Consider the following 20,351-nt stretch of genomic DNA (forward strand, 5'->3'; position numbering starts at 1 on the left):
TTTAGCATGAAAACTTATTTAATAACCGGCGGGGCGGGATTCATAGGTTCTAATTATATAAGATATATGTTAAAAAGTCATAAAGACATTTATATAATCAATGTTGACAAGCTCACTTATGCAGGAAACCTGGACAATTTAACGGGAGCCTTAATTAACGACACAAACTATAAGTTTTATTGCTGTGATATTTGCGATAAAGAGAAGATAGAAAGGATATTTAGTAAACATAAAATTGACTATGTAATCAATTTTGCTGCGGAGAGTCATGTGGACCGCTCAATGACCAATACAAAGGAATTTATTGAAACTAATATAACGGGAACTGTTAACTTGATGGATATTGCCAAGAAGGCATGGGCAATCGGAGATAACGAATACATTACGGGTGTAAAGTTCCTGCAAATATCCACAGATGAAGTGTATGGCCCCTGTACTGAAAGTTGTTCTGAAGAATCTCCTTTGAACCCACATAATCCATATTCTTGCAGCAAGGCTGCTGCTGAATTTTATGTAAAATGCTATTGGGACGCATACAGGCTTCCTGTAAATATTACTCGAAGCTCAAATAATTACGGTCCGTATCAATACCCGGAGAAGCTGATTCCGGTGATAATACATAAAACCATGGAGAACCTTAAACTTCCAGTGTATGGTGATGGAATGCAGTTGAGGGACTGGATATACGTTGAGGACAATTGCAGGGCAATAGACTTGGTTTTGCATAAGGGTGAACCCGGCGAAGTTTACAATATAGCTACAGAGAAAAGATATCATAACCGTTTTGTAGTAGATAAGATTATATCTTATATAAAAGGCGAAGTTCGAGAAGATATGATTCAACACGTACAGGACAGGAAGGCATCAGACCTGTATTACAGCATCAGTACTAAAAAAATCCGGGAGAAATTGGGGTGGAATCCATCAGTTGATTTTGATAAAGGACTTTATAAAACCGTACAGTGGTATCTGGATAATAGAGAATGGTTGCATAAAGTCCTTAAAAGTAGAAGTTTGGGGAAAGAATAATCTATTACTTTTCCAAAAGTATTAAGGATTACTTTCCCAGTTTTATTTAAACTCTGGAGAATTTATAGTAAAATATGTATAATACTTAGCTTTAAATAGGAGGGTAAATATGAAGATTAAATGGTTTGGACATTCGTGTTTTCTTATAACTTCGGATAATGGAACAAGGATACTGACAGACCCTTTTGATGAAACGGTGGGTTATTCTCTTCCACATACAGAGGCAGAGATTGTGACAGTAAGCCATAATCATTTTGACCATGCTAATGTTGGGGTTGTGAAGGGTGATTTTAAGCATATAAAGGATGCAGGCAATTTTACCCACGGAGATATAGGTATAAAAGGAATATCAACTTTTCATGATGAATTGAGTGGTACAAAAAGGGGGACAAATATAGTATTCGTTTATTCCATTGATGGCATGAGTATTTGTCATTTAGGGGATTTGGGACATGCTTTATCTCAAGAGCAGCTTAAGGAAATCGGAAAGGTAGATGTGCTTCTCATTCCCATAGGCGGTGTATACACAATCGATGGAGATACGGCAATAGAGGTTATTAAATCAATTAATCCTAGAATTTCAATTCCTATGCACTATAAGACAAAACATCTGTCCTTTGAATTGGCAGAATTGCAAAGTTTTATGGAAAAAATGGATGGTAAAAAGTACCCTAGTAACGAGATTACAATAAATGAAGATAATCTATCAGAATATCCGAAGGTTGTGGCACTGGATTATATATAGATAAAAATTGAACTTTTTAACAGAAAGGATTTTTCTATGAGTGCTTGTTTATGGCCCGGCAATAATCCTATTATGCAGCAATATCACGATAACGAATGGTGCAGACCTAGTTATGACGATTCATATATATTTGAAATGCTTACTTTAGAAGGGGCTCAAAGCGGATTATCCTGGAGTATTATACTATCGAAAAGAGAAGAATATAGAAAGGCTTTTAGGAATTTTGATATTAGGTATTGTTCAACTCTAAGCGATGAAGAACTGGAAAATATCAAAAATGAATATAACGTTATTAAAAATCCTTTGAAATTAAAGTCTGTCAGAAGCAATGCCTTGGCAGTTCTAAAAATACAAACAGAATTCGGAAGCTTTTCAGATTTCTTATGGCGTTACGCTGATTATCGCCCTCAAATAAATATTTGGAATTCTGAAGAACAAATTCCTGCAAAAAATCTCCTTTCAGAGAAAATTAGCAAGGATTTGAAAAAGAGAAATTTCAAATTTGTTGGGCCTATTATAATTTATTCATTCATGCAGGCAATCGGCATGGTAGACGACCATATAAGATCATGTCCGTATCATACAATAAACCGATAAAATATGTCATTTAGACTGAGGTATAACCAATAAGAGTATGGTATAGACAATCCAGAAATACACAGAAAAATAAACGATTCAGGGGTTGCTGCTACAGATCTTTGGTCTGCTCAAAAAATAAAAACTGAAATATTTAATGCAATAAAGGGTCTAGACTGGCAGGATAGTGTCAAATCATTAAATGTAAAGACAGTACCTGTCAATCCACAAATCAATGACAGATATATTATTTCTGCTGAAGCAGAAGGGGTATTTAGCGGAAAAGAAGGACAGATTGCTGATTGGAACGGCTTTTCTTGGGATTTTTATGTACCTTCAACAGGTTGGGCTGTATATGTAGAAGATCAGAACAAGAATTATACATATAATTTGTCAAACCAATGGGTTGTAACCGGAGGTGCAAATCAGACAGTCGAGGCAGGAAAAGGTCTTGTTGGAGGAGGCGCACTAAATACTATTACCATTGATGTGGGTGCCGGAAACGGTGTGGAAATAAGTGAAAGTAATCAAAATTTTTACATTTGCTTACTTTTATATTAAATTAAAGAGAAAGGATTAAAATATGTGCAACAGATTCCTAATCCCTTGACAACTCTTCGTGTTAGCTTTAGACTAATATTGATATTGTTTACAGGCTATGAAAAGAAGAGTAGGCAACGTAACGACTACAGAGAACCTTGGGAGTGCTGAGAACAGGGGAGTCGTGAAATTGTTGAAGATGGACTTGGAGCTTCTATGCTGAGGACTGACATTTTCAGTTTTAGGTATGGACGGGAACACCCGTTATAGTGCATACTGTATTATTGCAGTTGTTAAGGCTTTTTGTCGTGAGGCAAAAAGTAAATTAAAGTGGTAACACGAGTTTTCTCGTCTTTAAATAATATATTATTTAAAGGCGTTTTTTATTTTTTAAGAAAAGTAATCAGGAGGAGTAGAAATGTCAAAAAAACCTTATTATTTGACTACGGCTATTGCGTACACATCCAGTAAACCTCACATAGGTAATACTTTTGAAATAGTATTAGCTGATAGCTTCGCAAGATTTAAAAGAATGCAGGGGTACGATGTACGTTTTCAGACAGGAACTGATGAGCATGGTCAAAAAATTGAGCTAAAAGCAAAAGAAGCAGGTATCAGCCCTAAGGAGTACGTTGATAACTTTGCTGAAGAAATAAAGCGTATCTGTGATTTAATGAATACAACATATGATAAATTTATACGTACCACCGATGAATATCACGAAAAGCAGGTTCAGAAAATTTTCAAGAAGCTATATGAGCAAGGAGATATATATAAAGGACACTATGAAGGAATGTATTGTACTCCCTGTGAAGCATTTTTTACACCTTCACAGTTAGTTGATGGCAAGTGTCCTGACTGTGGAAGGGAATGTCATCCTGCAAAAGAAGAGGCATACTTCCTAAAACTAAGTAAATATGCGGATCGTTTAATTCAGCATATAAATGAGCATCCTGAATTTATTCAGCCTGAGTCCAGAAAAAATGAAATGATGAACAACTTTTTACTGCCGGGACTTCAGGACTTATGTGTTTCAAGAACCTCATTCAAATGGGGAATTCCTGTGGACTTTGATGACAAGCATGTTGTATATGTGTGGCTTGATGCACTGAGCAACTATATTACAGGCTTGGGCTTTGACGTTGACGGAAATAATGATGAATTATTTAATAAATACTGGCCTGCTGATTTGCACCTGATAGGTAAGGATATTCTAAGATTCCATACAATCTATTGGCCTATTATGCTTATGGCTATGGATATTCCCCTTCCAAAGCAGGTGTTTGGTCATCCATGGTTGCTCATGGGTAGTGGCAAGATGAGTAAGTCAAAGGGAAATGTAATTTACGCCGATGAGCTTGTTGACATTTTCGGAGTAGATGCAGTCAGATACTATGTTCTCCATGAAATGCCCTTTGATAATGATGGCATAATTTCTTGGGATTTGGTTACTGAACGTATAAATTCAGACTTGGCCAATGTGCTGGGAAATCTTGTAAACCGCGTAATCGCTATGAGTAACAAGTATTTTTCAGGTGTTGTAAATAACTCAAATGTGAGGGAAGAAATAGACAATGAACTTATTGAATTAACCCTGAAAACACCTGAAATAGTAGTTGAAAAAATGGACAAGCTGAGAGTGGCAGATGCCCTTTCAGAGATATTTTCATTATTTAAACGCTGTAATAAATACATTGATGAAACAATGCCTTGGATACTTGCAAAGGATGAGGACAAAAAGCCAAGGCTGGAAACAGTTTTGTATAATCTGGTAGAAAGCATTGCAACTGGAGCAAGCTTATTGGAAGCATTTATGCCTGAGACCGCACAAAAAATAGTTGCCCAATTAAATACAAGTATCAGGCCTTTAGAGGATATGAAGGTTTTCGGACAATATAAATCAGGAACAAAGGTTACTGAAAACCCCGAAATCCTATTTTTAAGATTGGATATAAAAGATATACTGGAAAAAGTAGGACAGAAGGAAGAACCTGAAACTACTCCTGCACCTGTTGCAGATGATAAAAATGAAAATATCATAGAAATTGAGCCCAAAGAAGAAATCACATATGATGATTTTACAAAAATGCAATTCCAGATAGGAGAAATAGTGGAATGTGCAGAAGTTCCAAAATCAAAAAAATTATTGTGCTCACAAGTAAAAATAGGTGGACAGATAAGGCAGATAGTTTCGGGTATAAAGAAACATTATACGCCGGAACAGATGGTTGGTAAAAAGGTAATGGTACTAGTAAATCTCAAGCCTGTTAAACTGGCGGGAGTTCTGTCGGAGGGTATGTTACTATGTGCCGAGGACGAAAATGGAGAACTTGCACTTATGGTACCTGAAAAGCCAATGCCGTCAGGTGCGGAAATAAGATAATAGATTGATTCAGATGAAAGTGGGAAAAGTCTAATTTTCCCACTTTTCTAAAATAAAATCTAATTGAATAGTAGATAATATTAAAGTATAATATGAACAGTAATTTACTGTAAAAAATTTTAATTCTTTACTTCAACCATTAAAGTAATTTATGAAGTAATCTTTGGAATATGAGCATTTTGAAAGGAGGGAAGAAAAGTATTTTATATGAGGTAAGAAAATAAAATACAGCATCTAACGAAATTTATACATACACTTTCACACTTCCTGTCTTTAGTTTTAAATCATAATTTACGTAATTTTGCTCTTAACGTCAATTGTCTGCTAAATATACATTATTCAAATACAGCTTCTAAAAAAATACCTCTTAACTCAAGTTTTAAAAGCACATTGTTATACCAATGTGTACGCATTAACTACTACTATTAATTTATCAAGGAGGTCAAATTTAATGAAAAAAACAGCTTTTTTATTGTGTTTTCTAATGATTTTTACAGCATTATTGCCAATGCAAAATGCTAATGCGTATGATGCTTCACTTATTCCGAATCTTCAGATTCCACAAAAGAACATTCCCAATAATGATGCTATGAATTTTATAAAGAAATTAAGACTTGGATGGAATTTGGGTAATACATTTGATGCTTTTAACGGCACAAATATTACTAATGAATTGGATTATGAAATATCATGGAGTGGAATTAGAACAACTAAGCAGATGATTGATACGTTAAAGCAAAAAGGATTTAATACTATTCGTATTCCTGTATCCTGGCATCCACATGTAAGTGGTTCAGATTACAAAATAAGTGATGTGTGGATGAATCGTGTTCAAGAAGTAGTAAATTACTGTATAGACAATAAAATGTATGTTATTTTAAACACACATCATGATGTTGACAAAACAAAAGGCTATTTCCCAAGCAGTCAATATTTGACAAGCTCAAGGAAATATATAACTAGTGTCTGGGCGCAGATTGCTGCTAGGTTTGCAAACTATGATGAGCACCTTATTTTTGAAGGAATGAACGAGCCTCGTCTTGTAGGACATGCTAATGAATGGTGGCCTGAGCTATCAAGTTCAGACGTAATTGATTCTATTAATTGCATAAATCAACTCAATCAGGATTTTGTTAATACAGTACGTGCAGCAGGTGGCAAAAATACAAGCAGATATCTTATGTGCCCTGGATATGTTGCATCTCCTGACGGAGCAACAAACGATTACTTCAGAATACCAAATGATTCAGTTAATAATAAAATAATCATATCCGTACATGCATATTGCCCATGGAATTTTGCAGGATTGGCAATGGCTGAGGGAGGTACAAATGCTTGGAATATAAATGATTCAAAAGATCAAAGCGAAGTTACTTGGTTTATGGATAATATTTATAATAAGTATACAAGCAGAGGTATTCCTGTAATAATCGGTGAATGCGGAGCAGTAGATAAGAATAATCTGAAGACAAGAGTAGAATATATGTCTTACTATGTTGCACAAGCTAAATCACGCGGTATATTATGCGTATTGTGGGATAACAATAATTTCTCTGGTACTGGTGAACTATTTGGTTACTTTGATAGAAGAAACTGCCAGTTTAGATTCCCTGAAATTATAGATGGAATGTTAAAATATGCTTTCGAACCACAATATGAGCCTGATCCAGATCCAGTAATTGTATATGGAGATTACAATAACGATGGAAACGTTGATGCACTTGATTTTGCAGGTTTGAAAAAATATATTATGACTGCTGACCATGCCTATGTTAAAAATTTGGATGTTAATCTCGATAATGAAGTAAATGCTTTTGACCTTGCAATTTTGAAGAAGTTTCTACTTGGTATGATAAATAAGCTTCCAAGCAACTAAATTATTGTTTAAAAAGGTACCATTCAGGAGGAGATTATAACCCTCTAAATGGTACTTTTTTATGTAAAAGCTTTGCCGGAAATAACTAATTAAGGTACGAGTTATATTTACTCGGTACCTTTAAAATGGTATTATTGGTATATAATGTATAATGATTTAAAGGAGGACAAAGAAATGTATTGTTTAAGAAAAACTAAAGTGTTTTTTTCTATGATTCTGGTACTTACTTTGTTGATTGCCTGCTGTACATTTCCTGCAGCAGCTCAGGAAGATGGTTTGGTTATTGGTGACGCAAATGGAGATGGAAAAGTCAATTTGGTTGACTTGACTTTGCTGAATCGATACATATCAGGTACCATAAATACGTTTCCATATTATATGGCCGACTATACTATGGATGTTAATAATGACGGATATATTAACAAACAAGATGCTGACCTGCTGTATAGTTTTTTATCAGGCTCACTTGCATCACTACCTGCAGCAGATATAATAAAAAATATGCCCCAAACAGTATTTCAATGGGGATATGTAAATGGTGCATGGATTTATACAAATTTAAAAGTAACTATAGATAAACAAGGAAATGTTTACGCTAATGGAACAATAGCACCAAAGGTAAATCCTTCCACCATAAAAGTACCCAAAATTGAACTTGAGGCAATGTATATGGACTTATACCTAGCGTCAGAAGGCGTAATAACAAAACCTATGCCTGGCGGTTGTGATATGGGGTTAAGTACTTATAGCGGAAATATCATAAAGAATGGGAATATTCAAAATGTATTTTTGATGCAGCACGGCGACATTGAACAGGAAAATCTATCACCGTTCACTCAGACTTTGGTGGATTGGCTTGATGGATATGTAAATATGCTCTACTAAAAAAGCTATAGTAACCTATCTGATAATGATATATAATATAGATTGCAGATACTTGCAAATATTATACATAGATAGGGGAATATGTAAACACATGGTGGAATCAGGTAAAGAATTTATAATGGAAAATGTGTTGTCTCTTAGAAAAAAGATGACTCAGAGACAATTAGACCAGGAAATGGAGAAAATAGGAGAATTTCTTCAAAGTAATGGTGCAACTCAAGCCGGACCCATAGTTACGGTAACTTTTTCAATTGAAACAAAAAATGAAGAACCTTTATTGGACATGGAGATACTTGTACCTATGGATAAGGAGTTAGAATTGTCGGGTGACTATGTATTTAAGCCTTTGTTTAAGGTAACAAATGCAGTTTATGCAAGGCACAAAGGCAATCCGGCAAAGTTACAGAACACATATAATGAAATGCTTTCATTCATTCAGGAAAATAATTTGCAGCAGATAACAGTTGGGTATAACGTTCTTATCAATGAGCCTATGCCCGGACTGACTCTCGATGATATGATTATCGACGTATACATAGGAATAAATCCAAATATTCTTTAATATATATATGTGTAATATTTGAAATTGTTAATTGCAGGTAATTCAGAGAAAATTACGAGGATAAAAAAGGCATCAATCAGAAATAATGCTGATTGATGCCTTTTTTATATGCCAAATTGCTACTCAAAGCAGTACTACAGTTTTCTTTGGTAGTATCCTCCTTCGATTTAGATTGCATGAATTATCATGTAGTGGAGGATATTAAATTGCTCAAGGGTCTCTGTTACCATGGCCATCCAGGATTAGTGTTTGTAGTTGGTTTCCATCCGGATTTATCCAACCAGGCAGACCTTTGGAGCAAGAAGTTTTGTAAAATTGTTATTTGCTCTTCCCAGGTTTGTGTTGTTTGTGTACTGAAACCGCCTACATAGGAAGTTCCTAGGTTATTCCATTTCTGGAAATTACGTTTAGCGCCGTTTGTTAATGGTGCTGTCAGTTTTTGAACCAGTGCTTTTATCTGTGTATCAGAAAGAGGTCCTTTACGCAATTCCTGCCAGCGTGCACTGATTTTGCTTTGGAAAGCAGGATCTTTCATAAGTGTATAATACCAATCACATGTGGAACTCATACCAAACATTGGTTGGAACTGCCAGCCTTCTACATAGTTTGTCCCCATACCCATCATACCGGTAACGCAATTGTAGGCCAAATCATAATCCCAAAGTGGGCCTGCTGTCAGTTTGGCACCACGATCCTTATATATGTAAGTACTACGCATATATGAGTCGCCTTCACGGGCAATCTCATTTCCAATAATGTAATTTACGAAGGAATCAACGTCGATATAAGCAGGGTATCCAGTGTTTGGATCAGAAGGATTAGAGCTGTGTATAGCATTATGTACCTTTTGTATATAATTGCTTATCCATGTCAGTTGTTCAGGCAACAAATCGTCTGGATCTTTTACCTCAAGATCATTCCAACCGGAGCCTTTTACCAATGGGCCGTTAGTTGCCATCATGTTGAACTGCATTAGGTAACCTCCGGTAATATTTGGCTCTGATAGGTCATCGTCCTTGAGTTTTTTGATATTAACACGATCCTTATCTATTTCCAGTGTTTCTGTTAACAGATATACACCCTGGTAATCTGCGGAGGTTACTGGTTGATTATCAAGATTCAGGTATACCTCTACAAATCTGTACCTTGGTGCTTTTAATCCCAGAATGGCTCCTATTTCATATGCAAGAGCATTCCTTATAAGGGATTTATCTGGGAAAGGTGAAAGTAAGGCCCAGTCGCCGTCTCCCGGCATACCTAGAAGGGAATACTTAGCATCATCATTTTTGTTATCCCACAATTCAAGACGATAAGGAGTCTTTTCGTAATTAGCTGAAGACTGACCACGTACGTGGAATCCTGCACGAGTGGCAACTGTAGGAGTTTGTAATAATGAAGCTTCATTGTTCTGGGGCTCCATAAGCATAAAAGCAACGTCTTTGTATTCACGATCTGGTTTTCCACCACCATAGGCGTCCAGAATCAATACAGGCAGGTCATGCTTAGGATTTATAGCACTTGCTACATAGATTGCAGTACCCATTTTACCGCTTGCAGCTCCGTTTACAAAGGATTGAGCTCTCAATTGAGTTGTCTTGGTAAAAGACAAAGGAGAGCTATACAACGGAGAATTTGCAGTAGGAACACTTCCGTCAGTAGTATAACGGATTTGAGCGTTAGCAACTTTTGAACTCAATGATACTGAAATCTGGTTGCTGAAGGTACAGCTTGGTACAGAGAAAACGATGTCTCCAGTTAATTTGGCTGCAGGTGAGTCATCTTCGGGAGTTGTCCCATTATCTGCCGGAAACTTAGTAATAATGTGCAGAATATATTGTTTCATTAATGATAAATCAATAGCATCTATATTGCCATCTCCATTTACATCGGCTACTTTAGGATCACTTATTGTTATACTGCCGAAAAGATAACCCTTCAGAATGGAATAGTCGATAGAATCTACTGAACCATCTGAATTTAGGTCCCCATACACTGTAGCTGCGCTAACATTTGTCATAGGTATTAATACAGTGAAGAGTACTAATAATGATGACAAGATTAGCAAACGACTTTTTTTCATATAAAATACCTCCTATAAATAATTTCGCTAAACAGTGAAATTAACGGTTTTTAAAGAACCGCTAAAATACTCTGTAGTGTCCACTTTAAGTAGGTGCATATAACGTAAGTAGGTGGAACAATAAAAGCCTTGGGTAAGTCTAAAAAATTTTTTTCAGCAGGATTATTTAACTTTTTACCAAAAGGATTAAATTACAGAAGTATTAATGGAGGTATAAACAGAATGATTAGATTTTTGATGAATAGCTTATGAAGGTATTTGTGAATATATTTATGAAATTTGCTGAAAACACAATCTTTAAACGTCAACCCAGGCTGCGTAACAGTATATATGTATTACATTATTGATTTTTCAAGGTTCAGTACAGCTTATAAAAATACTTTTAAAAAAATACTTTATTACTATAACAATTATACTCCACATTACATCCACTTTCAAACATATATTACATAAATATACCAATATAGTATAAAATGTTTATGATGTGACATAAAATGCACGCAATTTTTATATACAAGAAGTAAAATAAAAGAGTAAATTCCGTTTTTTTTTAGAATTTACTCTTTTGCATTGGCAGTAATACATTTACAGACTCCAATAAATGTACTCAGGTTTAGCAAATTCATCTTTGTTTAAAACACTTTTTACATCAATGATAACTTTGTTTTCCTTTCTATCAGTTTTAAACATCTTATCAAAGTCTGCTTTAGACAGCTTTAAAAAGGAATTATGGCTAACGGCTAATACTACCGCATCCATATCTTTGATATCTTCAATAGGTATCAAATCAATACCATATTCCCGCTTTGCTTCTAAAGCATCTGCTTCCGAATCAGAAACAACGGGTACAATACCATATTCACGGAGGCTTTTCACAATGTCTATAACCCTTGTATTGCGGGTGTCAGGACAATTTTCTTTAAAAGTAAAGCCAAGTATTGCAACTTTGGAATTTTTAACTGATAAATCAGCTGCAATCATGTTTTTTAAAAGATTTTCAACAATGTATTTTCCCATAATATCGTTAATTCTTCTGCCTGAAAGAATAATTTGAGAATGATAACCCAATTGCTCCGCCCTATAGGTAAAATAATAGGGATCAACACCGATACAGTGTCCTCCAACCAATCCAGGGGTAAACATTAGAAAATTCCACTTTGTCCCAGCTGCTTCAAGTACCGACTTTGTATTAATATTCATTTTATTAAAAACCATTGATATTTCGTTCATAAATGCAATATTAATATCACGCTGGGAGTTTTCTATAACTTTTGCTGCCTCTGCGACTTTAATTGAGTCAGCAGGATATACTCCTGCTTTTATGACCATTGCATAGACTTTTGCTATTGTATCAAGTGCATCGTCATCAATACCTGATACAACTTTTATAATATTTTCAAGTCTGTGCTGCTTATCACCGGGATTTATTCTTTCTGGAGAATAGCCTACCTTAAAGTCTTCTCCGCATTTCATGCCCGATTCCTTTTCCAGTATAGGTACGCAGATTTCTTCAGTAACGCCGGGATAGACAGTAGACTCATATACAACAATTGCCCCTTTGTGAAGGTTTCTGCCCACAATTCGGCTTGCCAATTCTACAGGATTCAGATTTGGGGTATGGTCTGATTTTACAGGTGTAGGTACTGAGATAATCAAAAATCCTGCTTCTTTAAGCCGTGCTTCATCTGACGTAAATTCCACGGTAGAATTTTTTAATACATTGTCTCCTACTTCCTTAGTTACATCTATGCCATTTTTATACAAATCAATTTTTTCACTATTTATGTCGTAACCTAACACAGAGGCTCTTTTTGAAAAGGCGATAGCAAGAGGTAATCCAACATAACCGAGGCCTATCACCGCTATTTTTTCTTTTCGACTTAATATATTTTCGTATAAACTCATGATAAATCATCCTTAATCTAACAAGTATATATTAATGGAATAAATATGGTACGATATAGAATATCAGTTAACAATATAGTATGTTGGGGATTTAAGGTATGTTACATATTCTCTGAAATATAGATATAATAAACATAGTAAATTCCTTGAAAGGGTGATGAAATGATATTTTGGTTTTCGGGTACGGGAAACTCTCTTTATATTGCAAAAAGTATTGCAGAGCAAAATGACTTAAAATTAGTATCCATAGCTTCTGCTGAAAATAGCGGGGCAGAATTCTTTGAATATGACCTTGAGGATGGTGAAATAATCGGATTTGCATTTCCTGTATATGCATGGGCACCTCCCAAAATGGTTCTTGACTTTATACACAGACTTAAATTAAAAAACTATAACAACAACTATACCTTTTGTGTTGCTACCTGTGCAGGTAATGTGGGGAACACCGTAAAGGTTATGGAAAAGGCTCTCAATACAGCAAATATAAACCTTTCAGCCGGATTTTCTGTTATAATGCCAAACAACTATATAGTTATGGGCGATGTAGATTCAAAAGATAGGGAAGAAAAAAAGCTTGCTGAAGCAGAAAACATTACTAAAAAAATATCCGAACTTGTTTTTGCAAAAAAGCCAGGTATGTACAATGTAATAAAGGGTCCACTGCCCGGGCTGTTTACAGGCCTAGTAACTCCTATGTTTAACAAATATGCCCTTAAAACCGATAGCTTTTATGCAAATGATAAGTGCAATGGATGCGGTATCTGTGAAAAGGTATGTACCTGTAAAAGTATTAAGGTAGACAAAAGGCCAAAGTGGGGGAAGGATTGTACCCAGTGCCTGGCATGTATACATTTTTGCCCTACAAAGGCAATACAATTTGGTAAAGGTACTGAGAAAAAAGGAAGGTATACCAATCCCAACATAGATGTCAGTGAAATGTCAAAGATGTAAATGAAGTTCATAGCTCCCAGGGGTTAACCAATTAACCTTTGGGAGTTTTTTTGTGTATTAAATCATTTTAATTTAAATTACTTAATAATGATAAATTGACAATAATGTATGACGTACAGTATAATCTTAATTGAGGTGATAAAATGGAATCTACAGATGACATACTAAGTTCACTGATTGTAGAGCTAAAGAGAGGAACTTTGATATTGTCGGTACTTAGCCAACTATTTAGTCCTGAATATGGGTATTCACTTGTACAAAAGCTGGAGGAAAAGAATAATCCTATTGATGCAGGAACCCTTTACCCGCTATTGCGCAGGCTGGAGAAACAGCACCTTTTGGTGAGCAATTGGGATACAAGCGAAGCAAGACCAAGAAAATTCTATGTAATTAGTGAAGAGGGAAAAAGAGTATTTCAGTGTCTAAAAGAGGAGTGGAGAACACTGTCAGATAAACTGGAGAATTTATTGGAGGAGGAAAGGAATCATGGAGATAATTGACCGCTATATATACGCAGTTACACAGAGTCTTCCTGAAAATATCCGTGAGGATGTAAGTGAGGAGCTTCGCTCTAATATTCAGGATATGCTGCCAGAGGATGCATCAGAAGAGCATATAAAGAAAGTCCTTGAGGAATTGGGTAATCCCGCAAAACTTGCAGTTGAATACAACCCCGAAAAAAGATACCTGATAGGTCCCGGACTTTATAACAGGTATATAACTCTGCTAAAGCTTATAACCGGAATTGCTGCACTGGCTATGGGAGGTGTAGCACTATTGACTTGGTTATTGGAGCCTGGTAATGGAGAAAGCCTGACTAACCTTATAAAAGACGTTATATCCGCTGTTTTGGATGGGGCAATGCAGGGAGCCTTCTGGGTTACTCTGATATTTATAATTCTGGAAAGAAGCGGGGTACAAGAGGGACATAGCCCATTTGCAAAGAAAAAATGGACTGTGGAAGAATTGCCGGATATAAAAGATTATGGCAAAAAGAAAATATCAAGAGCATCTACAATTGTAGAAATACTTTTTACAATTATAGTTACAGTAGTATTAGTCTTTAGACCGAGCATTATCGGTGTTTCGCTGAATGGAAGTCCCTTTGTCCCCATGCTCAATGCTGACCGATTGAATACATATATAATAGGGATAGTATTGTTGGGACTTATATGTCTTGGTATTCTTGTATGGAAGACTATATATCCATATTGGAGCATACCTTTGGCTGCCGCAAATGCAGGTTGCAACATTGCCATATGTATTCTCATGTTGTTTATGGTAAGGGATAGGCAAATGGTTAATAGTGAATTTCTAACGATATTAGAAGGACTTACAAACATGACTCTGTCACAAGTAACATTACTTTGGCAAAAATTTTTGTGGTTATTTGCCGCTGGTTTTATTGTAATAGCAATTTGTGACAGTATGGCTGGAGTCTTCAAGTGTAAAAGATAATATTCGTGACGTAAGAAGGGAGGGGGATGGGCAGGTCATTGCTTGACTCATTATACAAACACCTTTTGCGCCTGCCATAATTACCTCTTTTACTCTGTCCTGTGTAATACCACCAATACCAAAAACGGGAATGGAGACAGAATTGCAAACCTCACTTAGAAAATCCAATCCCCTTGGAGAAACTCCTTTTTTGCAGTCTGTCTCATAAATATGCCCTCCTATCAAAGCGGAAGCACCTGAATTGCATGCCTCCTGTGCCTCTTTAACTGAATGTACCGAAACCCACACTTGTGAAAAGGACTTAAGCACACTTCTGTATTTTATAAAATCCCCCATGGACACCTGTACCGAGGAGATTCTCAAGTTTTTTGCCACTGTAATATATTTGCTTATAATAAGCTGAACTCCGGCGGAGTCACATATATCTTTAACTTTTTCCGCCAGAGCTTGATAAGCTTCGGTACTTAAATCCTTTTCCCTCAATATTATGGCATGGGGCTTGCCGGAGGCCAAACATGCTACTCTCTTGAGAAAATCATCTTTGCACAAATTACGATTTGTTACATAAATAAGCATTTAGTTTTTCTCCTTTTATATTCTGATGTAATCTGAATAAACAGGTTGCAATCCTCTTGATATAATCATTTCATGAATTTCATCTACACTTCTACTATCGTTTATTTCAAATTGTTCATCGCCTTTTTCGTCATTTTTGTGGCCTCCCACGCCTACACTTACCCCTGCCGAAATCTTGGTGGCTACCAGGCCCACTACATTGTCACGAAAACCTGCCCTTTCTCTGGTAGAAATAGTAATTCCTGCAAAAGGCATGAAAAGCCTATAGGCAAGCATAACCTGCAAAAGCTGTGTTTCATGTACGTCATTAGGATAGTTCTTTTCATTATTTATAAATGGTCTTAGCCGTGGAACAGAAAATGAAATCTCTGCATGAGGGTATTTTTGCTGAATAAAGTACGCATGAAGACCTGTTGCAAATGCATCTTTACGGAAATCATCCAGTCCGAGTAAAGCACCAAAAGCAACGCCTCTCATACCTCCAAGTAATGCACGTTCCTGAGCGTTGAACCTGTATGGAAAAATTCTCTTTGAGCCGCTTGGATGAACCTCTTGGTACTTGTCGGTATTGTATGTTTCCTGATAGACACATACAAAATCCGCTCCGCATTCATGTAAATATGCATATTCATCTGAATTGAGAGGATATATTTCAAGTCCTACAGTAGAAAAATATTGAGAAGCAAGCTTTACGGCATCCCCAATATATTGGACTCCTGAAGCATTACGAGCTTCTCCTGTTAAAATCAATATTTCTCTAAGCCCTGTTGACGCAATTTCTTTTAGTTCTTCCTCCAACTCCTGATGATTAAGCTTTCCTCGGCGAATTTTATTATGACAGTTAAAGCCACAGTAAACACAATGATTTTCACAGTAGTTGGCTATGTACAGAGGTGTGAACAAGCTAACGGAATTACCAAAATGCTTTCTTGTCTCCATTACTGCTTTACGTGCCATATCTTCGAGAAATGGTGCAGCAGCAGGAGAAAGCACAGCTCCATAATCATCTATGGATAGCCGGGATTTCATCAAAGCATTTTCAACGTCTCTGGCGGAGTAACGTCGATAATTGTATTCACTTGTAAGCTTGAGAACCTGATTCATTATATTGGAATCAATGACTTCCATGCCTTTTTGATATTCCATGTGATTTGTATTTTCCATAACTAATCCTCCAAAAAACCCGTTAAAGGACTGGATGCTTCCGCTTTGTAGTTTAATACTCTTCCAAGACCTGAAAGGTAAGCTGCACGTCCTGCTTCTATTGCAAGGCGAAAGGCTTTTGCCATTAAGGCCACATCACCTGCTGTTGCAACCGCAGTATTGCACATAATTGCAGCCACGCCCATTTCCATTGCTTCACATGCCTGAGATGGACGGCCTATTCCCGCATCAACAATAATGGGCAAATTAATCTCGTCTACTAGTATTTGAATAAAATCCTTTGTGCTCAGGCCCTTGTTGCTTCCTATAGGAGCGGCAAGAGGCATAATGGCTGCGGCCCCGGCTTCTGCCATAGCTCTGGCGGCAATAAGGTCAGGGTACATGTATGGCATTACAATAAAGCCTTCATTTGCCAGAATCTCAGTTGCCTTAATGGTTTCATAATTGTCCGGCATAAGGTACTTTGAGTCGTTGACTACTTCAACTTTTACAAAATCACCACACCCGAGTTCTCTTGCAAGACGCGCTATTCTTACAGCTTCATTTGCATTTCTGGCTCCTGAGGTGTTGGGAAGCAAAGTTATGCCTTCTGGCATATAGTCTAGAATATTTTCTTCGCCACCAACGTTTGCACGACGTAGAGCGAGAGTTGCCATTTCTACACCACCATTTTCAATAACTGACTTGGTCATATCTAAAGAGAATTTTCCTGAACCAAGTATAAATCTTGATTCAAATTCATGTCCCCCTATAACTAACTTATCATTCATAAAAAATACTTACCTCCATATGTGAATTGTTTATACATCTTCAATTCCAAGGAGCAGCCTCAGAATCATGTTGGCCTGATGTCCGGCACAAATCTGTACACGTGGTGCCATCAGACCTTGACCAATACCTGCTCCGTTTTCAAAGTCCCCGCATAGGTAAAAATTCTTCATTCGCCGAACGGTTTTAATAATATTTGAGCTTTCATATCCTGCCATTCCTGAGGCAGCCACAATCTTAATGCCCGGAAGCCTTTCCAGAACAGTATTGACCAGCATGGACTTAGCTTCCGGTTTGTCAAAAGCTTCACAAACAATATCATAGCCTTTGAATAGCTCACATACATTATCTTCTGTTACGCGTACCGTCCTTGTTTCAATGGTTATGAATGGGTTGATTTGTTGGAGCTGCATTTTAAGAGCAGCAGTCTTTTCCATACCCAAATGGTTTATGTAATAGCTTTGTCTGTTGAGATTGCTTGGCTCCACCACATCGAAATCCACCAGAAGCAGGTTACCAACGCCGATTCTTGCAAGCATGATAGCTATGTTTGAGCCCAGTCCCCCAAGTCCTGCAATGGCAACCCGACCTTCCTTCAACTTATTATGAACATTTGGAGTATGCCTTGACATCATCATGCTTTCCAGCTCATCTTTTTCAGGCATACAGCCCTTGGGAATGACAGAGAGGGTGTCGTTCTCAGAAAGCTCACAATCCTTGTCTATCTGGAACCCGTTTAAAATAACTATGTCAGTTTCCTTGCCAAACTCACGGCGTACCTCAAAAGCTGTTCTGAATTTAATATCCTTTTTTTTCCCATTCAGAGTAATAATCATTATTAGCCTCCCCCTACAAACCTGACAATTTCAAGCGTATCTCCATTATCAAGCATTACTTGGGAGTAGGTTGCTTTAGGAACAATTTCGCCGTTTAGTTCTACTGCAATCCTTGAAATATCATGGTTTTGAGAAAGCAAAAAGTCCTGCAGGCTTTGTTTAACTGTTAATTCTGTATACTTGCCGTTTACCTTCATTTTATTACTTCCTTTCTAAAAAATTCCGAAAAAAAAGCACAAAATGAAATTTACACCCGCGGTGGTGTACCCCATTTTGTGCTTCTTTATTCAGTTATATATATTATATTATATACATATTAATTAGTCAATTAAGTTTGTAGGATTACAATACATGTGTGACAATTAGCAAAAAATAATGGAGAAAATGTATCCATAGCGTATGTTTAAGTTACCACTTGTAAGACATCTCTTAGGCGTACAGGAAAACGTTTATAGCAAAAGTATATCATTCTGCATTAATCGCTTTTCCTACCTCAAGATCTATTATTGAATCATTAATATTAAGCAAACCAAAATTAACTCCATATGGAAAATATGAATATATAACACCTTCCTTAGAATACTCTATTCTTGGACGGATAAAAAAGAATAAATTATCATTGCATATATTACTTTTTACATATAAATCTATTTCTTTATAAAAAGATTTATATGCATTCACTGTTGTTGGAATAAAATCATACTTTATGCCATCAAGGTTAATTATCAGTTTTTCTAGCCTTATAGCTTTATCAGAAATATTATTAAGCGATAAAAAGTATTTATCCAATTTACCTGTCATTACTCTGTACCCATTACCAATATTTATATCAGTATCTTTAAATAACCCATTTGAGACATCAAATATCCAGTTTCCGACAGGGTATCTTTTCACTTCTCCATTCTTAAAAATAATGTTTAATTTCTTTAATGTATCTTTTTCTGCTTTAGTGAACTTAGTTGTAATTGATAATGTAATAATTTTATATTTTTTAGCAACGCTACCATTTTTAAACTCATATTTTTCTATTTGTGCATTATTTATGTCGCTAAACTCAACACGCTCTATATTATTAGATGTAATAATGTTTTCTTTATTTTTATCAATAAAAAATACAAAATCTAAAGTATAGTAAGTATTTATTTGACTAGCGACATAAGAATTAAACTGTATAAAATATGGTTTTCCTAGTTCTTTCTTAGAAGAATAATTTAACGATAAAACTATAATTACTAAGACTGTAATTACCATAATAATAGACATTATGTGTGATTTTTTTTCCGAAAACATCTTGTTTCCTTCTCCTTTGTTTTATATAAAATGTTTCTTACATCACAACTTACTGATAAACGACCTCTAAATATTGATCAATAGGATCAGAGAACGATCCAGTCTCATCCCATTCATAATCGATAATTTTAAGAACAGGTAATGGTCCTAATAGGTAATGGTATTTTGTTATATGTACGCTGACGTTACCGTTTTTATATTTACCATATAGAGCTAATTTACTATATCTTGATGGATCAGCAGGTATGGATGTTGCTACACTATATGACTGTGAATAACTACAATTTATCCAAGTTCCGTTGTCACCTTACTTTTAGCAGTATATGAGAGACTACCAGACCATCCTAAGGTTGTGGTTTCAGTTTCACCATATGTATAATTATTTGATTTTGCCCAATAAGTTAGATACTTTACAAGTCTTTTAGTGCTTCCAGTAATTTTTGAGGAATTTATTGAAGCTTCATAATAGTAGACAGGATTCACTGCTTGTGGAGTCACTATTTGGGGACCAATAGGATTCGCTTGTTGATTTTCAATAGAATCGTCACTCGAACTGGCAGATACACCTATGCATAATGATAAAACTAATGCAATAGTAATTATGGTTATACATATTTTTTTCATGATTTTTAACCTCCATTATTTTATACTAATAAAAACTGATTACCCAATCCATACGCAAAAATGGGGAAATCATCTTTTCATTAATCCACCTCAGATTTTATCA

20 protein-coding genes and 1 other annotated feature are annotated in these 20,351 nt (G+C 36.0%); of the genes, 11 read left to right on the forward strand and 9 right to left on the reverse strand.

The genetic code is table 11. The features are described from left to right. Positions 1 to 6: 6 nt before the first annotated feature. The 8 genes from rfbB (at position 7) to K412_RS0112085 (ending at position 8,596) form a co-directional block, all read left to right on the forward strand. Positions 7 to 1,029, forward strand: a complete 1,023-nt coding sequence (gene rfbB, locus K412_RS0112050) for a dTDP-glucose 4,6-dehydratase (RefSeq protein ID WP_024833342.1) — start codon at positions 7 to 9, stop codon at positions 1,027 to 1,029. 109 nt (positions 1,030 to 1,138) lie between these two features. Continuing rightward, positions 1,139 to 1,774, forward strand: coding sequence for an MBL fold metallo-hydrolase (locus K412_RS0112055; protein ID WP_024833343.1), 636 nt, complete (start codon positions 1,139 to 1,141; stop codon positions 1,772 to 1,774). A gap of 36 nt (positions 1,775 to 1,810) precedes the next feature. Continuing rightward, positions 1,811 to 2,371, forward strand: a complete 561-nt coding sequence (locus K412_RS0112060) for a DNA-3-methyladenine glycosylase I (protein WP_024833344.1) — start codon at positions 1,811 to 1,813, stop codon at positions 2,369 to 2,371. A gap of 141 nt (positions 2,372 to 2,512) precedes the next feature. Further along, positions 2,513 to 2,911 (forward strand): DUF2793 domain-containing protein, encoded by a 399-nt coding sequence (locus K412_RS22910; protein WP_278244552.1) that lies wholly within the window; start codon positions 2,513 to 2,515, stop codon positions 2,909 to 2,911. An 88-nt stretch (positions 2,912 to 2,999) separates the two neighbouring features. Continuing rightward, positions 3,000 to 3,249, forward strand: a binding site (T-box leader). A 59-nt stretch (positions 3,250 to 3,308) separates the two neighbouring features. Beyond that, the gene (metG, locus tag K412_RS0112070; protein WP_024833345.1) at positions 3,309 to 5,273 is read left to right on the forward strand and encodes a methionine--tRNA ligase; all 1,965 of its coding nucleotides are present in this window, start codon (positions 3,309 to 3,311) and stop codon (positions 5,271 to 5,273) included. Between the two features lie 451 nt (positions 5,274 to 5,724). Continuing rightward, complete coding sequence (locus tag K412_RS0112075) at positions 5,725 to 7,149, forward strand: cellulase family glycosylhydrolase (RefSeq protein WP_024833346.1); 1,425 nt, start codon at positions 5,725 to 5,727, stop codon at positions 7,147 to 7,149. 174 nt (positions 7,150 to 7,323) lie between these two features. After that, positions 7,324 to 8,034, forward strand: a complete 711-nt coding sequence (locus K412_RS0112080; RefSeq protein ID WP_024833347.1) for a dockerin type I repeat-containing protein — start codon at positions 7,324 to 7,326, stop codon at positions 8,032 to 8,034. Between the two features lie 91 nt (positions 8,035 to 8,125). Then, entirely contained in the window at positions 8,126 to 8,596 is a 471-nt protein-coding gene (locus K412_RS0112085; protein WP_024833348.1) for a GyrI-like domain-containing protein, read from the forward strand. Between the two features lie 223 nt (positions 8,597 to 8,819). Here the strand turns inward: K412_RS0112085 and K412_RS0112090 are convergent, their stop codons facing one another. Both K412_RS0112090 and K412_RS0112095 read right to left on the reverse strand, forming a co-directional pair. Continuing rightward, positions 8,820 to 10,676 (reverse strand): CotH kinase family protein, encoded by a 1,857-nt coding sequence (locus K412_RS0112090; RefSeq protein WP_024833349.1) that lies wholly within the window; start codon positions 10,674 to 10,676, stop codon positions 8,820 to 8,822. 585 nt (positions 10,677 to 11,261) lie between these two features. Further along, a complete protein-coding gene (locus tag K412_RS0112095) occupies positions 11,262 to 12,581 on the reverse strand; it encodes a nucleotide sugar dehydrogenase (RefSeq protein ID WP_024833350.1) in 1,320 nt (439 codons plus the stop codon). A 162-nt stretch (positions 12,582 to 12,743) separates the two neighbouring features. Between K412_RS0112095 and K412_RS0112100 the strand changes: the two genes are divergently transcribed. The 3 genes from K412_RS0112100 (at position 12,744) to K412_RS0112110 (ending at position 14,990) form a co-directional block, all read left to right on the forward strand. Continuing rightward, on the forward strand, positions 12,744 to 13,532 hold the full coding sequence (locus K412_RS0112100; RefSeq protein ID WP_024833351.1) for an EFR1 family ferrodoxin: 789 nt from the start codon (positions 12,744 to 12,746) through the stop codon (positions 13,530 to 13,532). A 143-nt stretch (positions 13,533 to 13,675) separates the two neighbouring features. Next, the gene (locus tag K412_RS0112105) at positions 13,676 to 14,032 is read left to right on the forward strand and encodes a PadR family transcriptional regulator (protein WP_024833352.1); all 357 of its coding nucleotides are present in this window, start codon (positions 13,676 to 13,678) and stop codon (positions 14,030 to 14,032) included. Then, complete coding sequence (locus K412_RS0112110; protein WP_024833353.1) at positions 14,019 to 14,990, forward strand: hypothetical protein; 972 nt, start codon at positions 14,019 to 14,021, stop codon at positions 14,988 to 14,990. Before K412_RS0112105 ends, K412_RS0112110 begins: the two co-directional genes overlap by 14 nt. Here the strand turns inward: K412_RS0112110 and K412_RS0112115 are convergent. The 7 genes from K412_RS0112115 to K412_RS0112145 form a co-directional block, all read right to left on the reverse strand. Continuing rightward, on the reverse strand, positions 14,919 to 15,566 hold the full coding sequence (locus tag K412_RS0112115; RefSeq protein ID WP_024833354.1) for a thiamine phosphate synthase: 648 nt from the start codon (positions 15,564 to 15,566) through the stop codon (positions 14,919 to 14,921). The two genes, K412_RS0112110 and K412_RS0112115, sit on opposite strands and share 72 nt — an antisense overlap. 15 nt (positions 15,567 to 15,581) lie before the next feature. After that, a complete protein-coding gene (gene thiH, locus K412_RS0112120) occupies positions 15,582 to 16,730 on the reverse strand; it encodes a 2-iminoacetate synthase ThiH (protein ID WP_024833355.1) in 1,149 nt (382 codons plus the stop codon). 2 nt (positions 16,731 to 16,732) lie between these two features. Beyond that, positions 16,733 to 17,500, reverse strand: coding sequence for a thiazole synthase (locus K412_RS0112125; RefSeq protein ID WP_024833356.1), 768 nt, complete (start codon positions 17,498 to 17,500; stop codon positions 16,733 to 16,735). 30 nt (positions 17,501 to 17,530) lie between these two features. Beyond that, entirely contained in the window at positions 17,531 to 18,334 is an 804-nt protein-coding gene (thiF, locus tag K412_RS0112130) for a sulfur carrier protein ThiS adenylyltransferase ThiF (protein ID WP_024833357.1), read from the reverse strand. 2 nt (positions 18,335 to 18,336) lie between these two features. Then, entirely contained in the window at positions 18,337 to 18,531 is a 195-nt protein-coding gene (gene thiS / locus K412_RS0112135; protein WP_024833358.1) for a sulfur carrier protein ThiS, read from the reverse strand. A 268-nt stretch (positions 18,532 to 18,799) separates the two neighbouring features. Further along, complete coding sequence (locus tag K412_RS0112140) at positions 18,800 to 19,624, reverse strand: hypothetical protein (protein ID WP_024833359.1); 825 nt, start codon at positions 19,622 to 19,624, stop codon at positions 18,800 to 18,802. Positions 19,625 to 19,909: 285 nt separating this feature from the next. Beyond that, entirely contained in the window at positions 19,910 to 20,248 is a 339-nt protein-coding gene (locus K412_RS0112145; protein WP_024833360.1) for a hypothetical protein, read from the reverse strand. Positions 20,249 to 20,351: the final 103 nt, after the last annotated feature.

The organism is Ruminiclostridium josui JCM 17888 (assembly GCF_000526495.1).
GTDB classification, from domain to species: domain Bacteria; phylum Bacillota; class Clostridia; order Acetivibrionales; family DSM-1351; genus Ruminiclostridium; species Ruminiclostridium josui.

Bases quoted from the DNA above. Each gene is read 5' to 3' on its own strand.
- rfbB (WP_024833342.1), top strand. From the start codon at position 7: ATGAAAACTTATTTAATAACCGGCGGGGCGGGATTCATAGGTTCTAAT.
- K412_RS0112055 (WP_024833343.1), top strand. From the start codon at position 1,139: ATGAAGATTAAATGGTTTGGACATTCGTGTTTTCTTATAACTTCGGAT.
- K412_RS0112060 (WP_024833344.1), top strand. From the start codon at position 1,811: ATGAGTGCTTGTTTATGGCCCGGCAATAATCCTATTATGCAGCAATAT.
- metG (WP_024833345.1), top strand. From the start codon at position 3,309: ATGTCAAAAAAACCTTATTATTTGACTACGGCTATTGCGTACACATCC.
- K412_RS0112075 (WP_024833346.1), top strand. From the start codon at position 5,725: ATGAAAAAAACAGCTTTTTTATTGTGTTTTCTAATGATTTTTACAGCA.
- K412_RS0112080 (WP_024833347.1), top strand. From the start codon at position 7,324: ATGTATTGTTTAAGAAAAACTAAAGTGTTTTTTTCTATGATTCTGGTA.
- K412_RS0112085 (WP_024833348.1), top strand. From the start codon at position 8,126: ATGGTGGAATCAGGTAAAGAATTTATAATGGAAAATGTGTTGTCTCTT.
- K412_RS0112090 (WP_024833349.1), bottom strand. From the start codon at position 10,676: ATGAAAAAAAGTCGTTTGCTAATCTTGTCATCATTATTAGTACTCTTC.
- K412_RS0112095 (WP_024833350.1), bottom strand. From the start codon at position 12,581: ATGAGTTTATACGAAAATATATTAAGTCGAAAAGAAAAAATAGCGGTG.
- K412_RS0112100 (WP_024833351.1), top strand. From the start codon at position 12,744: ATGATATTTTGGTTTTCGGGTACGGGAAACTCTCTTTATATTGCAAAA.
- K412_RS0112105 (WP_024833352.1), top strand. From the start codon at position 13,676: ATGGAATCTACAGATGACATACTAAGTTCACTGATTGTAGAGCTAAAG.
- K412_RS0112110 (WP_024833353.1), top strand. From the start codon at position 14,019: ATGGAGATAATTGACCGCTATATATACGCAGTTACACAGAGTCTTCCT.
- K412_RS0112115 (WP_024833354.1), bottom strand. From the start codon at position 15,566: ATGCTTATTTATGTAACAAATCGTAATTTGTGCAAAGATGATTTTCTC.
- thiH (WP_024833355.1), bottom strand. From the start codon at position 16,730: ATGGAAAATACAAATCACATGGAATATCAAAAAGGCATGGAAGTCATT.
- K412_RS0112125 (WP_024833356.1), bottom strand. From the start codon at position 17,500: ATGAATGATAAGTTAGTTATAGGGGGACATGAATTTGAATCAAGATTT.
- thiF (WP_024833357.1), bottom strand. From the start codon at position 18,334: ATGATTATTACTCTGAATGGGAAAAAAAAGGATATTAAATTCAGAACA.
- thiS (WP_024833358.1), bottom strand. From the start codon at position 18,531: ATGAAGGTAAACGGCAAGTATACAGAATTAACAGTTAAACAAAGCCTG.
- K412_RS0112140 (WP_024833359.1), bottom strand. From the start codon at position 19,624: ATGTTTTCGGAAAAAAAATCACACATAATGTCTATTATTATGGTAATT.
- K412_RS0112145 (WP_024833360.1), bottom strand. From the start codon at position 20,248: ATGAAAAAAATATGTATAACCATAATTACTATTGCATTAGTTTTATCA.